The sequence below is a fragment of the Christiangramia pacifica genome (genome assembly GCF_057221535.1).
Genome location: NZ_CM170146.1, coordinates 3329083 through 3348809, shown reverse-complemented (window position 1 = coordinate 3348809; position 19727 = coordinate 3329083). Strand labels below are relative to the sequence as shown.

Below are 19727 nucleotides of genomic sequence, written 5' to 3'. Positions count from 1 at the left end.
TCACGAATTTAATTAAACCTTGGAGTAATTTCAATTTTTTAATTTTTTTTACTCTTTTCCAGCTTTCGATTGCCGAGTCTGAATTTGGTTCTAAACTCTTGCCTTCTCGGATTTTCACTGTTTTTATCCTGCACCAGCTGAAGATAAAATTTAGCGCCAGATTCATCAAAACTCACTTTTTCTGGAAGCGTTATCCCGTCACGAGATTTGAAAATATTGTTCCACGGTACCGAAATCCATAGATCGTAATATTCACCGGGCTTCATGTCGCCTTCCACAAAAACCTGAACAGCCGTAGACTGAATTTGGGTTCTTGGAATAATGATTTCGCCATCTTCAACTTTAAAGGTTTGCTCAATAGGCTGAAATTCGAGTTTTTTAAATCTTTCTTCTTTTAAAATCTTGACGTTGTCCAGAAGCGGCTGAAATTCGTGAAGCACCAGTTCTTTTAAATTTAAATAGACTGTTCCATTAAGAGAATTCATTTTTATTTTCCCATTTTCATCGAAAGAAGCGGTGAGATCGAAATCCATATCTAAAATTCCGCCTAATTCTTCCGTGTTTTTCAGTGCTTCGTTCTCGAAAAATCTAAGATCTACCACGATTTCTTTGAGATCAATATCTCTCAGTCCCATTTTGATCATCACGGGTAATTCATTTGCGGTACCTAAACCTCCTTTGAGGTTGATCTCGGCCTGTCCCTCGTGATATTTCAGCTTTGTATTCTCGATAAGTATATCTCCGCTGTCATCAAAACCAATTTCAGATGAAAATTCTGCCACGGGTAGATTATCATAGATCAGCGTGTCGATAGCAATTTTAGCTGAAGGAAAATAGGTATAGTTCAAATTGCTGAGAATGTCCTTAAGATCTCTTGTTTTGAATCCTTTAGAATATTTATCTTTTTCTTCATTATTTTTTGTACCAATAAATTCCTTGATATCTCTACTATCCAGGTAAGGGGAATTGATCATAAAGGAAGAATTATGAGAATCTACTGCTTGATCGTTATTAATGAAATTTGAAAAATTATCGATCTGCCCTGTAATGTCTATGGAACTTTTCCCAGGTAATTGTACATCCAGCCGCTCCAGAGTGGCGAGGTTGTTTTCAATGTATAAATGCAGGCTGTCTACAGGAATTTTAATTTCTGTTCCTTTTATGTCCACAACGGTCTCACCCAGCGTGAGATCGGTTTTGATGTCTGAACTCAAAATTTTGAGATCCTGCGCTTTACCTTCATAACTACCGTCAATTCTAAAATTTCCAGATTTAAGGTCGAAGTTCACCGTTTGTAAAAGGTCATTTAGATCTTGCGATTTCCCTGATCCCTGAACCGAAAATTTAAAATTAAAAGGATTTTTATTTTTGGAAGCATTACGTACATTTCTTGCTTGTAATTCACCATTGATCGAAGCGTTAGACTCTTTAAAACTAATCTTCAGATCATCCAATTTCAATATGGAGTCGTTTTCAAAGTATATATTCGCGGCTATATTCTCAGATAAAAGATCCTTGTATTTTAATGAATCTACGATGATACTAAGTTCAGGATGGAAATAGTAGATATCGGCAAAAATAGCGTCCAGGTCACGTTTGCCCACAGACTTATTCGCCGATTCAAGATCCATGGACTCGATCGTGCCCATCCATTTATCGATATCCAAAAGTACCGCATCCAGGCCTATTGAAATTTTTCCCGTAGGCTCTGAGGTATCTAAGAGAAAACCTGGAAAATTCTGAACTTCTCCGTTTATATAGAATGGGTCAAGCTCATCAATTTCCACCAGGAATTTGTCCAGCCTAATATCTGAATTAAGCACAGCGACTTTAAGAGAATCCAGTTCGATATTCAGATCTCCCGCGGGGTAATAGAATTTTGCATCCAGCAGTTTTAAGTCTCCGCTGGTATTGTTTAATAACTGCTCAATTTCCTGGACATTCCCGGTAACATTTCCGGTGAAACTGTACTCACCATTAGTGATGTCTAATAGTTGAATATTAAAAAGATCCTGAAATACACTTATTGAGCCGGAAGATTCGGTATCTACATTCAGGAAAATCGGTTCAAAAAGATCGGTTTCCGGTTTAGGTATTTTCAGAATTCCGTTTAAAGAGGTTGAAGAATTCTGATAATCAAAATTCAATTTTCTGAAATTTACCGTCTCGGCATCAGTTAGTTCAACATCAGCCTTTAAATTATCAAATTGATTGGAATCATAAAATACAGACTGGATATCCAGTTGAATTCTGGGCTGAAACTTTTTATAAACAGCTTCAAAAGTCTGGTGCAGTGTTTTTAATTCATTTTTCGGTTTATCTGTATCAGGGACAAACTTCATCGCGGTATTGATGAGATTATTGATGTTCAGCTCTTCCGAAGCTATCATCACATCTGCCGAGGCGGGAAGCGTTGGATTATCTTCCATTAAAGATGAAATATTACGCAGATTTCCCCTAACCACAATTTGATCATTTTCAGCAAGATTGATAGTTAGATTTTCAAGAATCGAATTTCTATCGCGAAGTTTTATATCTAAAATTTTCACAGGTAATTGAAGTCCGTTCTCTCGAAGGATGACCTGGGTATTTTGTATGCTGAGGCGACCATCAGCCGAATTGAAAATGTCATAAGTATTGGTGGCATCTCCATTAATTTTAGCCTCTAATTGAAAACGTCCACCCTGAAAATCAAAATTACTCGCCTTGACCAGTCTGGCCAGGGTTTGATTAGAACCAGACATCTCCAGGTTGACATTTAAGAAATTGGCTGCTTCTCGTGAAGATTGAAAATATGAATCATTAGCGGTAACCTCAATATCCTCTATCTCTGCACTGAAATCTTCAAAATAAACCTTGATATCCTTCTTATCAGGTTGTTTTCTATCGCCGGAATTTTTATCAAGCGAGTTCGTTATAAACCCGTTGAAATTCAAATTTTCAAGATTCAAACTATCGTGAACAGATCCATGATTGTTGGTAGTGCTGAATTTACCATCTATAAAAGGAGTATTTCCATATTCAAACTTTCCATCCAGGCTGAGGTTTATTGGGATTGGCTCAGATATTTTATATGGTTTAAGTTTAATTGAAATGCTATCAGCCAAAAGTTTCTTGATCTTTTGAAAATCTGCTTCAGGATTTTCGAGGCTTATATGGTAAGAATTAATGCCTTTGAAATTGAAACTGGCGTTTGTGGTGAAATTCTGATCGTCTATATTTAAAATGAATTCAGAAACTTCAAGAATGTTGTTATTTTCTTTTAACTGAAAATCCGGTTTTCCTATGACCAGTGTATTTTTAAGATAACCACCTTTTTTAGTATTAAATCCCAGTTTTTCTACCAGGATCTCGAAATTTAGATTACCAGTAATAATTTCATCTTTTCGGTCAAAACTTCCGGCTGCACTTTTAACTTCCAGGTCGAAAGCTTTGTTCAACATAGAATCTTTAGAGATGAAGCGTACATTGCTGAGCGTAAAATCTGTATGATCTGATATCCACTCCGGAAGGTTTATTCCATTTGAAGGAGTTGCCTGTTTTTCAATTTTTAAGCGAATATATTCCTGCCGTGATTTTTCAGAAATCACCTCGCTTTTTATCTCAGCATTATTTATCCTGATTTTCTTGAACCTAAGCCTGCCTCTCAAAAGATCTGATGCCCCAACGGTAACCTGTGCCTTTTGGATGGAAACAGCAGATCTTTTGTCCAGAATTGAATCAGAACTTGACTGTTGAATATCATTTATTGTAAAGCCAACATTTGGAAAACCTTTTATAAACGAAGCGTCAACATGGCCAATTTCCAGCTTTCCAAGACCATCTTTTTCATACCAGTCCTGCAATTCGTCAATTAACGTATCCCTGTTGAACCAGCCTATAGTAAATAGGATGGTTGGAGCCAGTAATATAAAGGCCAAGATCATTCCTGCTCGTTTCAGCAGTTTCTTTTTGGGTTTCTTCTTTATGTTGGCTTTGGCTTCCACTTTAGCAGGTTAAGCTATCTAATTTCTTGATTAAATTGCTAATCGAATTTTATAGCAAATAAATCTTCCGGGAAAGATCGTAAAATTTATTTCTTTTTATAACATTCAAATCTATCCATATGAGAGTTATTAAAACTATTTCCAGTTAATTATTAAGCTTTATCATTTTCAGATCTTTTAGAAATCAGAATTTATGTAATTAGATCAGTAATTTTATCACCTTCCTTATTGTTCTAATCATCATCCTTTACTTGCTTTTTCAATCGAACATTTTTGAATTTAGTGATGACCATGTTGAGGTAGAACGATGTGAAAGAATAGATCCTTTTAATCTTGATTAGGATACCTGTTTTCTGGATGATTTCTATAATCATAGCGCGGGCTCAATTGGAAAAAATCAGTTTTTGTTCCGCGATTGATCTTGAAACCATTCGGTATTCTTGAGATCGCTCAAAAAAATAAAAGTCTGGAGCTATAATATAGAGAAGTGTTCTATTCAGACAAAAACGACTAAAAACAGTTTGTCATAAATATTAGTTGATCTCTTTAAGAATCAATACAGGTAATTTAGGATCAAAGGCGATTTCACTCACTACAGATTTTGAAAAAAGCCGGGAAAAGAAACCTTGCTTTCTTTGATACAGGGCCAGGAAATTACTGTCCCTGCTTTCAATAAAAAGATGTACTCCGGTAGCAGGACTCGTTTGGGTTAACATATGAAAACTGTTTTTTACCCCGGTAAGGTGGTTTACCAGTTCTTCCTTATTTTCTTCCTGCTCAGGATTCAGTTTTTTATTCTCACTGTTGATATAAAGCACTCTAACCGACGCACCCAGGCTGCGGGAGAAATCAATAAGTGCCAATAATTCTTTCTGTTTAAAAGGAATGCGGAGATTGGTTGGAAATACAATTTCAGCGTTGGATTGTTCTTCCCATTCATAATCTTCAGGGATCACGAGAATAGGGCACTGCTCCACATCTTCCGTGATCTTGGAAATATCTTCAGAAGTATTGATATGAACTGAGTCACCCCTGGAACCAAGAACGATCATGTCCACACCAAATTTATCAGCATTCTCCTGAATTCCTTCTACCAGATTTCCCTGGTAGGATATAATTTCAAATTTATGATTCTGATTCTCTTTCCTGAAACTAAGACCTTGCATGATCCTTTCCAGGCCACTTTCAGAAACCTCTTTAGGATTTGCCTGGTCATCGTCACTTTTTCCTAACGGAATCGCCTCGCTTAAAAATCTTTGGGAATGATAAACATTGATGAGGTAAAAAGTGCAGGAATACTTCTTATACAGGTTCATTGCGAAAATGAGCGCATTCCAGGAATGCTTCGAGAAGTTTGTAGGAATCAGGATCTTTTTTTCCATATATGTTCAATTGAGTTCCTAAATATACTAAAGAGATACTGTGAATAAAGCATTTCACATAAAAACAATCTTTTTCTAATTTAATATTATGGGTATTTACATCAATGATTCGAATTAAAATCGATGCTTTAGAAAAATTGATGTGATTACGTTAATCATTTACCCAATAGTGTCCTTATCCTTTAAACTGTGGAATATAATTTGTCGTAAATATATTGAACGGAAAAAAAGGAGGTATGAATGAGAAAAAAAATTTAGAAAACACTATTTGTTCAATTATTAATTTTTAATCATTGAATTAGCCTAACAAAAGTCGGACAGGGATCCGGCTTTTTTTATTTCCAAATTATTTAATTCTGAAATCTAAATTTTATTCAATAAAAAATAAGAAAGAACAGATTAATTTCGAATTTCAGAATTTTTCAGGGAATTACTGAAAATAGTATAAAAGCGATCTGGAGCTCTAAAAAACATTGTTTTTTAATGCAGCAAAAAGACTTAGTTTTACTATTGCATTTCTGGAATTTCAAAAACTGATATGGAAAATAAAAAGCATTTTGTAATTGATTTCGACAGTACCTTCACTCAGGTAGAAGCGCTTGATGTTTTAGGTGAGATCTCCCTGGCGAATAATCCAAAAAAGAAGGAAAAACTTCAGGAATTAAAAGATCTTACAGACCTTGCCATGGGAGGGAAACTTGCTTTTAGGGAATCGTTGGAGAGACGACTTGCAATTCTGGAAGCAAACAAGAGCGCTATTCCTCAGCTGGTAGAAGAATTGAAAAATAAAGTTTCGGTTTCCTTTGTGAGAAATGAAGAGTTTTTCAAGGAATACAAAGACAATATTTATATAATTTCAAACGGATTCAAGGAAGTGATCGTTCCAATCGTAAAGGAGCTTGGAGTAAAAGAAGAGAATGTTTATGCCAACACTTTTGTTTTTGATGCAGATGGGAATATTACCGGATTTGATCAGAATAACGTGCTATCTTCCAATAATGGAAAAGTGGAACTTTTGAAAAAAATGGGTCTTAAAGGCGATGTCTATGTGATTGGAGATGGCTATAATGACTATGAAATCAAAGCAGCTGGTCTTGCAAACAAATTTTACGCTTTCACTGAAAATGTAGAACGCGATGATGTACTGGACAAAGCAGATCATATTACGCCAAGTCTGGATGAATTCTTATACCTTCATAAAATGAATAAAGCAATCTCTTACCCTAAGAACAGGATCAAAGTATTATTACTGGAAAATGTACATGCAGATGCTGTAGCCATCATGAAGAATGAAGGTTATAACGTTACCACAATTTCCGGAGCGCTGGATGAAGATGAGCTGGCTGAAAAGATCAAGGACGTTTCCGTTTTGGGTATTCGATCAAAAACGAATCTAACGGCTAAAGTTCTTGAAAATGCCAATCGACTAATTGCAGTTGGAGCCTTTTGTATTGGTACTAATCAGATAGACCTGGAAGCCTGTTTAAAAAAAGGGGTTGCAGTTTTTAACGCTCCATTTAGCAATACGAGATCTGTGGTAGAGCTTGCCATTGGCGAAATCATTTTTTTAATGAGAAACCTTCCGGACAGGATCGCAGAAATGCATAATGGCGAGTGGAACAAATCTGCCAAAGGAAGTTACGAGGTAAGAGGCAAAAAGCTGGGAATTGTTGGTTATGGGAATATAGGGTCTCAATTATCTGTAGTGGCTGAAGCGATCGGTTTTGATGTTTATTATTATGATCTTGTTGAAAAGCTGGCGCTAGGGAATGCAACCAAATGCAACAGTCTGCAGGAACTTTTTGAAAAAGTTGATATTGTGACACTTCATGTGGATGGTAGAAAGGAGAATAAGAATATGATCAGCGAAAAAGAATTTGGCTGGATGAAAGATGGTTCTATTTTCCTGAATCTTGCCAGGGGACAGGTGGTTGATGTTGATGCATTAAGAAAGAATATGGAATCTGGGAAGATCACCGGGGCAGGAGTAGATGTTTTTCCTAAAGAACCTAAAACCAATCAGGAAGAATTTGAATCTACGTTACGAGGATTACCTAATGTTATTCTTACTCCTCATATTGGCGGAAGCACGGAAGAAGCACAGGAGAATATTGGAAATTTTGTTCCAGGAAAGATCATCAATTATATCAACACTGGTGGAACCACGAATTCTGTGAATTTCCCGAATTTGCAGTTGCCAATCCTTGAAAATGCACACAGGCTTATTCATATTCACCACAATAAGCCAGGCATCATTGCACATATAAATAAGATCCTCGCTGCACATGATATCAATATTGTTGGGCAATATTTAAAAACCAATGAAACCATTGGTTACGTAATCACTGATATTGATAAGGAATATGATGCAGATGTCATTAAGGAGCTTAAGGAAATTCAGGGAACTATTAAATTCCGAGTTTTGTATTAAAATTCCTACAAAATGATTTTATGCTTTTAACTAGGAATAGAATCATCGATTAAATACGTTAATAAACTCTTAATAAGTAAATTTACAGCATATTTCACTTTGGTTATCAATTAGATAAATTCACAGGCCTAAAACCTTATCTAATAATTTAACCAAACGATGAAAAAATCTATCTTTTTTAAATACCTGCTCTCGTTGCAGGTATTCTTGTTTATTATCGGGTGTTCAACGGATGACACCAATATTTCTAAAAGTCCGTATTCTGAAGTCAATTTTACTATAAACGCTGAAGGCAACTATGTCGAGGATTTTGAAAGCGGATCTAAAAATGCCTACGCTGGTGATATAGTAAGTTTTGCCGGTGGTGACTGGTATTTTGCTGATGCTTTAACAGGTAATTTAAGTTCTGATAACAAAAATGGAAGTCAGTCTGTAAGAATGGTTTCCAATGCGGTTATCACCATGAATTACGATCTACCTGAAGGAGCAAAATCACTCAGCTTGCAATACGCGAAGTACAATAAAGACAGGCAGACTTCATTTCATGTTTATTACTCTACAGATTCCGGAAATTCATGGAATGCCTTGGGATCAGAAGTTTCTGTGAAGAAAGGTTTTTTTGAAACGGTAACTTTTCCATTGAACGTAATTGGAAATGTTCGATTTGAGATCCGTAAAACTGATGGTTCTAGCAATAGATTAAATCTTGACGATATCGTAGTAGAGCCAAATCCAGTTACTACAACAGGTAATCTTATCGATATCACAGAAGATTATGAAGCCGGTTCAAAAGGGAGTTACTCAGCTGGAACGGTTGATCTTCAGTCCGGAACGTGGTATCTCGAGGAAGCGCTTATAGGCTCATTGGATAACGATAGAAAAACCGGAACTAAATCTGTAAGAATTAGGGATTTGGGGATGCTTTCCATGAATTACGATGTAATAGGAGCACAATCTGTAAGTTTCAATCACGCAGTTTACGGTACTGATGGAGCGAGTAACTGGGAATTTCAGATGTCTACTGACCAGGGTAGCAACTGGACAACTGTGGGAGGAACTCAGTCTTCAACTTCTACAAATCTTCAGTCGGTAAATTTTGACATCAATATTTCTGAAAACGTTAGATTCAGAATCGTAAAACTTTCCGGAAGTGGAGATCGTATCAACATAGACGATTTTACAATTTTCGGGACTGAAGAAACTGAAGGAAACACTGGTGGAGGTGGAGGAGGCGATCCCGTTATTTCAGGAGCTGTTCACTTAACCATGGGAAATCCTTCTGCAGCAATTACAGATATAAACTTTCCAAATAACTATCTGCTGGAAAAAGAAGAGTACGTGATGTCTTATAGCCGTGACAAAGGAACTGCGAACTGGGTAAGCTGGCATCTGGATGAGGCCTGGTTGGGAAGTGCTTCAAGACAGGATGATTTTAGATCAGATAGCAGTTTACCAGCATCATGGTACCAGGTTGGAGCAACAGATTATCAATATAGTGGTTTTGACCGAGGGCATATGTGCCCATCTGCCGACAGAACTTTATCTGTAGATGATAATTCCAATACTTTCTACATGACCAATATGATGCCTCAGGCACCAAGCAACAACCGATATGCCTGGGCTAATCTGGAAAGCTATTGCAGATCTATGTTAGCTGGCGGAAATGAGATCTACATCATTTCCGGAGGATATGGTCTTGGAGGTGATGGTTCTAATGGTTATGCTGAATATCTGGCTGATGGAAAGATCCAGATTCCATCAAACACCTGGAAAGTAATTATGATCATACCTGATGGCGATGATGATGTTAACCGAGTGACTACTTCTACCAGGGTGATCGCCATAGATATGCCTAATAGTAATTCTGTAACTTCAGACTGGACTCAATATCTTACCACCGTAGATGATATTGAAGCAGCTACCGGTTACGACTTTTTTGATCTTGTCCCGGATGCAATAGAGAATGTGATTGAATCTAACATTGATACTCTTTAAAACAACAACACAATACACAACTTAGATAAGGTAAAGGCCACGTGAAAACGTGGCCTTTTTAATATAACTTAATGTGTTGTTAGCAGATAGTTCATGTTAATTTAATCTCACATAGAATGTAAGCCTTTATTTTTGAACTAAATAGCTAAGAAAAAGAAAAAAGGGTCAATTCTGAAATGATAGTCACGGCCCTTTTTTTTATATAAAAATTTGATAATCAGTTATTTTGGCAATTTATTAACTCAGTTAAACGGTTTTTAATCCTATCTTTATAGGACAGTTATTGGTTAAACAATAATTGTTGAGGCTAACTGGAAAATGGTTTAAATATTCTAGTTAGCCTTTTTTATTTCCAGTTCTCAAATCAATAACAAGCCCGTAATATAAACCAACATTCCCAAAAGCATTAATATCAATGTATAGGGAAGGATTTCTCTGGCTTTGAGCCTGGTAATGGCCAGCAAAGGCAATGCCCAGAATGGCTGTAACATATTGGTAACCTGATCACCATAAGCGAAGGCCATAATTGCTTTATTTAACGGGACACCTAACTTTACTGCACTTTCCAGAACTATAGGCCCCTGAATAGCCCATTGACCACCACCGCTTGGGACAAAAATGTTGACCAGCCCCGCACTAAAAAAAGTATAGACGGGTAAACTAACTTCCGTAGCAATACTGGAGAAAAATCCAGCGATATCGCCAACCAGTCCTGTTTCTTTCATTATCCCCATGATTCCGAAATAGATAGGAAATTGTATAAGAATAGCCGCGGCTCCTCCAATCGCTGCGTCAAGCGCATTTAGAAAAGAGGCGAATGAACCATGAAGAAGAATGCATAATGCTAGCATGAAAAAGTTCAGCATATTAGGAGTAAGACTGGCAGATAAAAGATTGGCACCGTAACTCACCAGGAATGCAGCCATCAATAGCGATCCGAAAATTAAGCTGAGGTATTTTGAATTATCGAGTTTTTCAGCGCCTTCAATCAGTTTACTCGATTTCTGAGGTTTTTCTTTTGGAAGATCGATCTTAGAATTTCCGGCTTTCACGCTAACTAACCATAAAACCAAAGGCACTAATATTAACAAAATCAGGAATAGCAATAGATTCCAGCTGGCAAAAATTGTTTCATCGGTAGAAATGTGATCTGGTAACTGTTGTAAGAAACTGCTATTATCACCAGTAAACAGAGAATTAATATGTCCAGGTTCAGCAACCTTTAAAGGAGCGCTTCCACTAATTCCTGCATGCCAGACCATAAATCCGCCGTAACCCGCAGCGCCAATTAATGGGTAATTAATTTTAAAATCTCTATCTCTCGCAGCCTCTCCAACTTTCCGGGCCATTATTGCTCCGAAAATGAGTCCCAATCCCCAATTGAAGAAAGCGACCAACATAGTAGAAACGGAAACCATGATCACGGCGCTGGCATTCCCATGAACCAATCCAGTTAATTTTCCGGTGATCCAGGAAACTGGCTTGGAAAGCACCAACACATGTCCCAATACCAGGATGAGCATCATCTGAACAGCGAAAACGAGTAACGCCGGATCCCACATTCCATTCTGCCAGTAGCTCAAAATGTCCAACATAGATTCAGCATTAGATGAGCCTGTAAAAAAGAAAGCGATAAGGATGGCAAATAGGCTTAAAAGAACTGCAAGCGTGAATGGAGCCGGAATTAATCTTTTAAATATAAGTTCAATATATCTGGTAGTGTTCATGATATTTCAGTAATTCTTTGGGAAGATAAAAAATGTAATTCTAACCAATCCTAAATGAACATTTTGCAGTAGAATAATTTCAAAAAGCGGCGAACGTCTTATTCGAACGGCGAATGGCTATAAACAAACCTAATACTTGAATCGGCTTCGTTTATTGATGCTTAAATCTTTTTCCATGCGTCCTGTTCTTTAGTGCGGTCATTCTGATTCATTCCTCAATAATGAAAGTTAATCTGCTGTAAATTAGTGCTATAATTATTTCATTAATCAATTAATTGACAGTTTAATCATTAATCATTTAAAACATTCATCATGAAAACATTCATTTTTTCTTTATTGCTAATTGCTGTGACCTTTGTTGGTCACGCTCAGGAACAAGAAATTCTTCAACTGGAAGAAGCTAAAGTTGGCTTTACTCCACTTGATGCCAAGATCACTCGAATTGGAGACAGTTTCGCTTACACTGTAGAAGAGGAATATTCAGGAGAATTTTCTGAAGATCCCATCGCATTTATGAAGTCTAATTTTGACATCAATAACTTCATCGCAGAATTTGATGGTGACAAGTATACCTCTTACCTGGTAACATTTAAAAGTAGTAAGGGTCATTTATCAGCCGATTTCAATCACAAAGGCGAACTGATTAAAACGTACCAGAAATTCGTAGACATCGTGTTACCTCTGGACGTAAGAAGGGAAGTTTATAAGTCTAATAAAGGTTGGACAATGACTTCGAATAAATATATCGCTTCAGGAAGCGGGGATTTATTGGAAAAAGAAGTTTACAAGATCAAACTTGAAAACGGAAATCAAAAACGAAACATTAAGCTTGATCCTAGATCTGTGGCGAGAACTACAGTAGCGTATAATGAGTAGGGTTGAATTTCAAATTTAGTAGTTTGAGCTTTAGTAAGGGCTATCAGAATCTCAATTTTGATAGCCCTTTAATGGGAATAAAAAGAGCGAATATTATGATAAAACATTACAGAAAAACAATTGCAACTTCCTGAAAGTGATAAATATTCAGTAAAAATGTTCAAATAGTTTTAAATTGTAATAATCTAACTGATGTGTAAAGCATGAAAGCACTTGTAATTGACGACGAGGAACTGGCTAGAAAGAGAGTTCTTAATCTTCTTGAAGATGTGGAAGCCATTGAAGTTATCGGGGAGTGTTCAAATGGTCGCACGGCCATTGAAAGAATAAACTCTGATAAGCCAGATCTAATTTTCCTGGATATCAATATGAAAGATATGAATGGATTTGAAGTGCTTAAAAAAGTGGAAATATCGCCTAAACCCATTGTTATTTTTGTCACCGCCTATGATAATTATGCCTTAAAAGCCTTTGACGTGGAAGCATTCGACTTCCTTTTAAAACCATTCAAGGATCAGCGATTTTTTAAAACCATCAATAAAGTGTTAGAAACTACAAAAACGGAAGCCAATGATAATTTTGAAAAACGATTAGTGGAATTTTTCCATGAATATTCAAAAGGCGGACTTCAGCTAAATTCGGTTTCAAAAATACCGGTAAAACAAGGGAATAAAACGGCGTTGGTAGACCCGAACCAGATACTATATATACAGGCATCAGGTTATTATGCAGAGATCTTCGTGGACTCAAAAAAATATGTTCTCAGAGAATCTCTGAACAATCTTTCTGAAATCCTGGATAGTAATGTATTTGTGAGGATTCACAGGTCCACGATCGCCAATTTAAATTTTGTGAACGAGATCATACATTCAGATTATTCTGAGATCGATGCTAAAATGACCGACGGAAAATTACTCCACGTAAGTAAATCCCACAAAAAGGAATTCCTGGAAAAAATAGGTATTTAAGATGAGCCTTTCAACTATCAAAAAGAAGTATATAGATTTTAAACTGGTTTTATTGCTGGCTGGTTTTTATTTAATGTTTGACCTGGTGCTCGTGGTAAAGGTTGCTTATATGCGTATATATATGAAAGCAGACGAAGGTGGTGAGAATTTCGTTTGGTCTGAATTCCTGATACATAATCTATTATTTGATTTTATAATCGTGGTGAGTTATATGACGCTAATCGCCATTAGTACCAAGCGATTTTTGAACAAGAATTATCCATGGGTCAAGATCATTTCTATACACACCATTTTTTCCATTTTAATCGGGCTCATTATTAGGTTGATCTTTGATTTTTATTCTATTGTTGCTGGAAGAATTGATATTGCCGATTTCAATTTACGTAAGAGTATCAATGCTTTTATCTACGTGATAGATCTAAATTTTCTGATCTATTTCGCAATGGTTTTTATCATCTACACTTATTATTACTTAAGACAGGTGAAAGAAGCTGAAAAGAGACATTCCAAGCTAGAGTCTCAGTTGGTAAATACCCGAATGAAAATGCTTTCTTCCCAATTACAGCCACACTTCTTATTTAACACCCTGAATTCCATTGCTGTTCTAACTGATATGGATACCAGCAAGGCAAAGGATACCATCGCAGATCTCAGCGACTTTCTTCGTGAGATACTTTATAACAGTGATCGTAACCGGATAACTTTGGATGAAGAACTAAGAATCCTGGAATATTATCTGAATATCGTCAATGTTAGATTTTCAGATCATTTGAGCATTCATAAAAATATTGATGATTCCTTAATGCTGAAAAAAGTTCCAGCCATGCTTCTACAGCCAGTAATTGAAAACTCTATAAAACATGGTTATTCTTATGATCATACAGATCTTAAGATAGAGGTTTCCGTTTATCAGGAAGATAAAATGCTCGTAATAAAGGTGGAAAATGATGGAGCACAGGTTACCGAGAGTCATGCTGAACTTATGAAAAAAGGCGTTGGCCTGAAGAATATCAATGACCGACTTCATAATCTTTATAAGGACAACTATTTTTTTGAAATAAGAAATAAAGAAGATGGAAACGGTGTGGAAACTCTGATAAAAATTCCTGAATAAATAAATTTACTTCTAAGATAAACCTAAGCTTTCTATTGCATAATCGCTCAATTTCAGTTAAATTAAAGTAATCTTTCTAAATGAAAATGAGCAGGATTAAAAAACCAAAATATTATTCTCCTGAAGAGGAAAGACTTAATATCATTTCTCACGGTGTTGGATTTATTTTAAGTCTTGTTGCTTTAGTCTTGCTAATACTAAAAGCGAATAGGATAGGAGATGCTAAATACCTGGTAAGCTTTATAATTTTTGGGGCAAGTATGGTTTTAGTCTATGCAGCTTCCACATTTTATCACAGCGCAAAATCACACCGACTAAGAATAAGGCTGAATATCCTGGATCATGCTGCCATTTATATCCTGATCGCCGGGACCTATACTCCCTTTGCACTGGTAACTCTAAATGGAATTACTGGTTGGACCATTTTATGGGTGGTCTGGGGCATGGCCCTAATTGGGGTAATCCTGAAATTATTCTATGCGGGAAGATTTCAGCTTATTTCAACCATTATGTATGTGGCGATGGGATGGCTTATCATATTTGCCATACATCCACTCATTGAAAATTTATCTACAGCTGGATTGTGGTGGCTTATCGGGGGAGGAATTTCATATACGATAGGGGCTATTTTATTCATGCAGAATCGAATTCCTTTCAATCATGCGATCTTTCACATTTTCGTACTTCTGGGAACGTTCGCTCATTTTGTGAGCATTTATTTCTATATCTTACCTTCCGGAAAAGTGGCCTGAAAGAGGTTTTTTCAAAGTTTCCAGGTCATTTCTGAATTAATATTAATATTTGAATGGAGTATTTCTTAATTACCACGATCCTGGTTTGCCTGGCATCATTTTTTGGATTTATAAATGTCAAATTTTTAAAGCTTCCCAATAGTATAGGCTTGATGCTGATCACGATAGTTTTCAGTCTGATAGTTTTAGGATTAAGCGCCTTTGATGATACGCTGTTAAATGCCGAAAAAGAGATCATTACAAGCATAGATTTTCAAACAGTATTACTGGACGTTATGCTTAGCTTTCTTCTTTTTGCAGGAGCACTTCATACAAACTTTGAGCAGCTCAGGGTGCAGCGCTGGCCTGTGCTGGTATTTTCTACGATTGGTGTCCTTGTATCAACTTTTTTGGTTGGTACAGCCATGTTCTACATACTTCAGGCATTTAATTTACAGGTAGATTACATTTACTGTTTGCTATTCGGAGCCTTAATTTCTCCAACCGATCCTATTGCTGTATTGGGAATTTTGAAAAAAGCGGGCGCACCCAAAAGACTGGAGGCCAAAATCGTGGGTGAATCCTTATTTAATGACGGAGTTGGAGTAGTGGTATTCTTAACCATTTATAAGATTGCAGCTTCAGGTACTGGAGAAGTTGGATTTACCCAGATTCTTGAATTGTTTGGTCTGGAAGTGATAGGCGGAATTGCCGTGGGAGGCATCCTCGGATTTATCACTTACAGGCTGATGAAATCTATAGATGATTATGACATTGAGGTAATAATCACCCTGGCTGCAGTTATGGGCGGAACTGCCATAGCACATCATTATCATTTTTCTGCTCCGCTTGCCATGGTAACTGCAGGTTTGATCGTGGGAAATGATACCGTGAGGTCAAGCACCATGTCTGAGATCACCGAAACGTATGTAGATAAGTTCTGGGAATTAATAGATATTCTTTTGAATACGATCCTTTTCGTTTTAATAGGTATGGAAATGCTTGTGTTAAGCTTTGAAGGTGAATTTGTACTGGCAGGCCTTTTTACCATTCCAGTGGTTTTAATATGCAGATATGCTTCTTTACTCGTTCCAATAAAATTTTTCCAGAAGAAATTAAATTTTGTAAGAAATACAAATCTTATAATGACCTGGGGCGGTTTGCGAGGTGGAATTTCCATCGCTCTCGCGTTAAGCTTAACATCTGAAATGCACCGTGAATTATTTTTAACAGTAACTTATTTTATAGTAGTGTTTTCAATTCTTGTACAGGGACTTAGTGTTGGGAAAATACTTGAAAAACTTGGCGTAAAGGAGGATTGAATTGCTTAGTTCTTTGAGAAGTTAAAATACTGAAGCACATCCCAGGTTTTGCCATTATGTTTAAGTAAAACCATATTATTTGCTTCGAAAGAATTCTGATATTCCTGCATTTCAAATTTCTCCCAGATCGCTGGGAAATTTGTTCTTTTTAAATCCCTGACCGCAATGGTTAAATGCGGATGAATTTTTAAAGATTTCTCATGGCTTTTCAGCGTTATAAAAGAGTCTACCCTTTCTTGCAATTCAGCATGTAAATATTTGAAAATTTGATGTTCTACGACTTTTACGAAAATTACATTCTTGGAAAATCTCCCGAAACCATCCAATTTCACCTGAAATTTTTTCTGTCTTCGAGCGAAATCTTCTAGTATATGAGTGAGTTCTGATTGCCTATCTTCTGGAAACCTGAAAGGAATTTGAATAGTGATATGCGCTGGCAATTTTAGAGCGTGTTTTACATCAAATTCATCACGAATGTATTCCTTTAATTTTCTAATCTCTTTAGTGATCTCAGGATTTGGTAGAATTGCGATAAAATATAATGGATGCTTAGGTGGATTCACGAAGTTTATATAATTGCGATAATTCTGAGTGGTCCGCCACTTCCTCCTTTGATTTTTATAGGAAGAGCTATCACCTGGAAATCTTTTGCTGGTAATTTATCCAGATTAGCGACATTCTCAAAAGCGGGTATATTTCTGGTCATTAGGGCCACGTGAGTTTCAAATTCAGAGGATTGTCCGTGGTCTATACTTGCCGTATCCAGCCCTACGGCTTTAATATTTCTATTTTCGATTAGCCAAATCGCAGCTTCTTTGGATAATCCCGGAAAGTGCAGCTCTTTTACTGCCTCAGCACCTCTATTTTCAGTGCCGAGATATTTCATAGGATCAGGATAATAATTGCCAAAACCGGTCTGAAAAAGAATAATACTTTGACTTTCTATTGTTCCATTTTCCTTTTCCCAGCTGAGTAAGTCATCAATACTTATCTGGTAATCCGCGTTTGAGCTAACTTTATTCGAAACATCGATTTTTACGCCATTTCCTAAAAGGTTTTCTAGCGGTATCTCATCAACACTTTGTTTATTTTCCGCAAAATGAATCGGTGCATCTATATGAGTACCTCCATGTTCGGCTGTGGAAAAGTTGTTGGCAGAATAAAAATATCCTCTTTCTGTTTTTCCGTTGGCTACTTCCTCCAGATCGAATTCCTGAGCAGTTACCCAATACACAGTTTCGCTGGAAAAGGAATGGGTAAGATCTATTATTTCAGAATCTTCAAAACTATTTTGTGAAAAAAGTATATTCTGAACCAGCAGAAACAGAAGTTTAATTGCATTTTTCATGAGCTTAGAATTTAATACTATAAGTTATAAAATCAATTCCAGTTGATGCTGGTATACTTACCGATTCTCTTGGTAAATTCTTCCGGCGATTCTGCATAGATCAACTTACCTTTTGTTTGGGCGTCTTTTCTTAATTGATCACTGAATTCAGCGATTAAAGCTTCAAACATTTCCTTTTGCTCATCGTCCTGAAGATCAAATTCTTCAGATAATACTTTTTTCCGGAAAAGCATAAGATCATGATCGTCCCCCAGGTAATCAGCTAATAGATGAACTTCCGCTTCCAGAGTCTCAAAAAATTCAGGCCAGGTTTCCTGGAGTAATAGGAATTGATACCATAAATATTTAACTCGTTTTCGCCATTCATGGTAATCTTCTGTAGTCCCAGATTTTAAAGCCTTAATCATGGCATTTTTACCACGCCGGTAAACTCTTTCTAGACTCGGCAGGATCATTTCGATTTTATTGCGGCTTACCGGCCATTCTTCAATTTCATCTTCAATTTTCTGTAATTCCTTTTTCAGGTAACTTTGGAAAAAGTCTTCTTTGACCAGTGTGTCGGTCATTTCAGATCTTTCATTTGTTAGTTTTCTTTCGACAGAATTAAAGAAGCTTTTATACAAATATTTTCCATACCTCAATTTGAGTTTTTCGAGCGTTTCCAAATATGCAGTAAGATCTCTCAGGTCTGAAATTTCACGACCTAGATCCCTGAATCTCGTGTTTAAGGATTTGTATTTTTCTTCACCCATTTCATCACGAAACAATCTGGCCATGGCGCGAAGTTTTTTTAACCTTTTTCTAATGTCGTGAATAGCAGGGTGAATTTCAAGTTCCTCAATAGACTTGATACTTTCTAAAATTTCTTCCTTGAAAATAGCATTGATATTATCTGGTATTGATTGTGCTTTGTCGAGTTTATAATCCATCTGAAACTTTTCACTTAAATTACTTATTAGAAAATAGTTTTTGGTTAGGATTATATTAAAAAAGCCCTCGATCTGAATTAGAAAGAGGGCCTTGATTTATAAGAAAAATGAGTTTATTCTACTTCAGAATCTATTTCTTCTTCTGTAGTTTCTGGATTCCCTATGTAATTGATCATTAAGGAATCATAACCATCAGCTCTGATGCCCATGAGTCCAAATTTTTCCTCTCCAGGATTGAGAGTCGCATCGTTTAGATCATATTTTTCAAGGTCTTTCTTGAATTTCTTATTTGCGGAGCCAGCCTTGATCAGGTTATATCCAGCCAGTCCAGGACCAATAACCAATCCAACCGGAATAGTAGTGGTAGAGGTAGACCTTCCATTGCTTTCATAAGTTTGAATATTTACCGTAGTCAATAGTAAATAAAGTAAATGCCAGGCACCCTGCTGCTTTAGTTCTTTGAAAGTTTTTTCTTTGGAAAGTGAAACTACATTACCACCACTTTCGAATGCTAATTTGAAATCTCTTCCAAATATAAGTTGGCGGTCTGTATTATTTGTTACTCCAAAGGCAACCAGGCGTACATCAGATTTTCTTTCTTTTTTTGCGTATTTCTTGGGTAAAAGGTCGTATTTGTATTCCAATGAAACTCCGTCCTTCTGAGACTTTTGAGAATTGTAGTTTAAATTTTCTGGTTGAATGTGTTTGTATCCGGAAGCGCAACTTGTTAAATAAAAAGCACAGGATAGAACCAGGATTAGTTTGAAAATTTTCATTTAGATAAATAGGTTTAATTGTTAAATATTTTAACAAAAAAAAGAAAAATTCACCCTTAGAGCTAAAATTTACTGACTTAATTCATGCATTATATTATAAAAATCTGATTATTAGATTTATACAATAATTTTTTTTTAGCTG

At 36.4% G+C, this 19727-nt stretch carries 15 protein-coding genes; 7 read left to right on the top strand and 8 right to left on the bottom strand.

Annotated elements, in window-relative coordinates; genetic code table 11:
* Positions 1-38 precede the first annotated feature (38 nt).
* The 3 genes from AC2S94_RS15360 to AC2S94_RS15350 form a co-directional block, all read right to left on the bottom strand.
* Positions 39-3986, bottom strand: coding sequence for an AsmA family protein (locus tag AC2S94_RS15360; protein WP_484629427.1), 3948 nt, complete (start codon positions 3984-3986; stop codon positions 39-41).
* 233 nt (positions 3987-4219) lie between these two features.
* Entirely contained in the window at positions 4220-4360 is a 141-nt protein-coding gene (locus AC2S94_RS15355) for a hypothetical protein (protein WP_484629426.1), read from the bottom strand.
* 159 nt (positions 4361-4519) lie between these two features.
* Positions 4520-5368: a universal stress protein gene (locus AC2S94_RS15350; RefSeq protein WP_484629425.1), complete on the bottom strand. Its 849-nt coding sequence runs from the start codon at positions 5366-5368 to the stop codon at positions 4520-4522.
* Between the two features lie 538 nt (positions 5369-5906).
* On the opposite strand from AC2S94_RS15350, the gene serA reads away from it, so the two are divergent.
* Both serA and AC2S94_RS15340 read left to right on the top strand, forming a co-directional pair.
* Positions 5907-7799, top strand: coding sequence for a phosphoglycerate dehydrogenase (gene serA / locus AC2S94_RS15345; protein ID WP_484629424.1), 1893 nt, complete (start codon positions 5907-5909; stop codon positions 7797-7799).
* 159 nt (positions 7800-7958) lie between these two features.
* Entirely contained in the window at positions 7959-9794 is a 1836-nt protein-coding gene (locus tag AC2S94_RS15340; RefSeq protein WP_484629423.1) for a DNA/RNA non-specific endonuclease, read from the top strand.
* 359 nt (positions 9795-10153) lie between these two features.
* Here the strand turns inward: AC2S94_RS15340 and AC2S94_RS15335 are convergent, their stop codons facing one another.
* Entirely contained in the window at positions 10154-11521 is a 1368-nt protein-coding gene (locus AC2S94_RS15335; RefSeq protein WP_484629422.1) for a short-chain fatty acid transporter, read from the bottom strand.
* A gap of 312 nt (positions 11522-11833) precedes the next feature.
* Here AC2S94_RS15335 and AC2S94_RS15330 point away from each other — a divergent pair, with 312 nt between their 5' ends.
* From AC2S94_RS15330 to AC2S94_RS15310, 5 genes are all read left to right on the top strand, one after another.
* Positions 11834-12397 carry a hypothetical protein gene (locus tag AC2S94_RS15330; protein ID WP_484629421.1) on the top strand — a complete coding sequence of 188 codons (564 nt, stop codon included), beginning with the start codon at positions 11834-11836 and terminating at the stop codon, positions 12395-12397.
* Positions 12398-12600: 203 nt separating this feature from the next.
* A complete protein-coding gene (locus tag AC2S94_RS15325; protein WP_484629420.1) occupies positions 12601-13365 on the top strand; it encodes a LytR/AlgR family response regulator transcription factor in 765 nt (254 codons plus the stop codon).
* A gap of 1 nt (position 13366) precedes the next feature.
* Positions 13367-14479: a sensor histidine kinase gene (locus AC2S94_RS15320; protein WP_484629419.1), complete on the top strand. Its 1113-nt coding sequence runs from the start codon at positions 13367-13369 to the stop codon at positions 14477-14479.
* A gap of 86 nt (positions 14480-14565) precedes the next feature.
* Entirely contained in the window at positions 14566-15231 is a 666-nt protein-coding gene (gene trhA, locus AC2S94_RS15315; protein WP_484629418.1) for a PAQR family membrane homeostasis protein TrhA, read from the top strand.
* 53 nt (positions 15232-15284) lie between these two features.
* Positions 15285-16532: a cation:proton antiporter gene (locus AC2S94_RS15310; RefSeq protein ID WP_484629417.1), complete on the top strand. Its 1248-nt coding sequence runs from the start codon at positions 15285-15287 to the stop codon at positions 16530-16532.
* 5 nt (positions 16533-16537) lie between these two features.
* On the opposite strand, the gene AC2S94_RS15305 is transcribed toward AC2S94_RS15310, so the two are convergent.
* From AC2S94_RS15305 to AC2S94_RS15290, 4 genes are all read right to left on the bottom strand, one after another.
* Positions 16538-17095 carry a 2'-5' RNA ligase family protein gene (locus AC2S94_RS15305; protein WP_484629416.1) on the bottom strand — a complete coding sequence of 186 codons (558 nt, stop codon included), beginning with the start codon at positions 17093-17095 and terminating at the stop codon, positions 16538-16540.
* A 5-nt stretch (positions 17096-17100) separates the two neighbouring features.
* Complete coding sequence (locus AC2S94_RS15300) at positions 17101-17880, bottom strand: cyclase family protein (protein WP_484629415.1); 780 nt, start codon at positions 17878-17880, stop codon at positions 17101-17103.
* 32 nt (positions 17881-17912) lie between these two features.
* Positions 17913-18809 (bottom strand): CHAD domain-containing protein, encoded by an 897-nt coding sequence (locus tag AC2S94_RS15295; protein WP_484629414.1) that lies wholly within the window; start codon positions 18807-18809, stop codon positions 17913-17915.
* A 113-nt stretch (positions 18810-18922) separates the two neighbouring features.
* Positions 18923-19585, bottom strand: coding sequence for a hypothetical protein (locus AC2S94_RS15290; protein WP_484629413.1), 663 nt, complete (start codon positions 19583-19585; stop codon positions 18923-18925).
* Between the last annotated feature and the right edge of the window lie 142 nt (positions 19586-19727).

Excerpts from the sequence above, each read along its gene's own strand:
- AC2S94_RS15300 (WP_484629415.1), bottom strand. The coding sequence starts at position 17,880 with ATGAAAAATGCAATTAAACTTCTGTTTCTGCTGGTTCAGAATATACTT.
- trhA (WP_484629418.1), top strand. The coding sequence starts at position 14,566 with ATGAGCAGGATTAAAAAACCAAAATATTATTCTCCTGAAGAGGAAAGA.
- AC2S94_RS15340 (WP_484629423.1), top strand. The coding sequence starts at position 7,959 with ATGAAAAAATCTATCTTTTTTAAATACCTGCTCTCGTTGCAGGTATTC.
- AC2S94_RS15290 (WP_484629413.1), bottom strand. The coding sequence starts at position 19,585 with ATGAAAATTTTCAAACTAATCCTGGTTCTATCCTGTGCTTTTTATTTA.
- AC2S94_RS15330 (WP_484629421.1), top strand. The coding sequence starts at position 11,834 with ATGAAAACATTCATTTTTTCTTTATTGCTAATTGCTGTGACCTTTGTT.
- AC2S94_RS15310 (WP_484629417.1), top strand. The coding sequence starts at position 15,285 with ATGGAGTATTTCTTAATTACCACGATCCTGGTTTGCCTGGCATCATTT.
- AC2S94_RS15355 (WP_484629426.1), bottom strand. The coding sequence starts at position 4,360 with ATGATTATAGAAATCATCCAGAAAACAGGTATCCTAATCAAGATTAAA.
- AC2S94_RS15325 (WP_484629420.1), top strand. The coding sequence starts at position 12,601 with ATGAAAGCACTTGTAATTGACGACGAGGAACTGGCTAGAAAGAGAGTT.
- serA (WP_484629424.1), top strand. The coding sequence starts at position 5,907 with ATGGAAAATAAAAAGCATTTTGTAATTGATTTCGACAGTACCTTCACT.
- AC2S94_RS15295 (WP_484629414.1), bottom strand. The coding sequence starts at position 18,809 with ATGGATTATAAACTCGACAAAGCACAATCAATACCAGATAATATCAAT.
- AC2S94_RS15335 (WP_484629422.1), bottom strand. The coding sequence starts at position 11,521 with ATGAACACTACCAGATATATTGAACTTATATTTAAAAGATTAATTCCG.
- AC2S94_RS15350 (WP_484629425.1), bottom strand. The coding sequence starts at position 5,368 with ATGGAAAAAAAGATCCTGATTCCTACAAACTTCTCGAAGCATTCCTGG.
- AC2S94_RS15320 (WP_484629419.1), top strand. The coding sequence starts at position 13,367 with ATGAGCCTTTCAACTATCAAAAAGAAGTATATAGATTTTAAACTGGTT.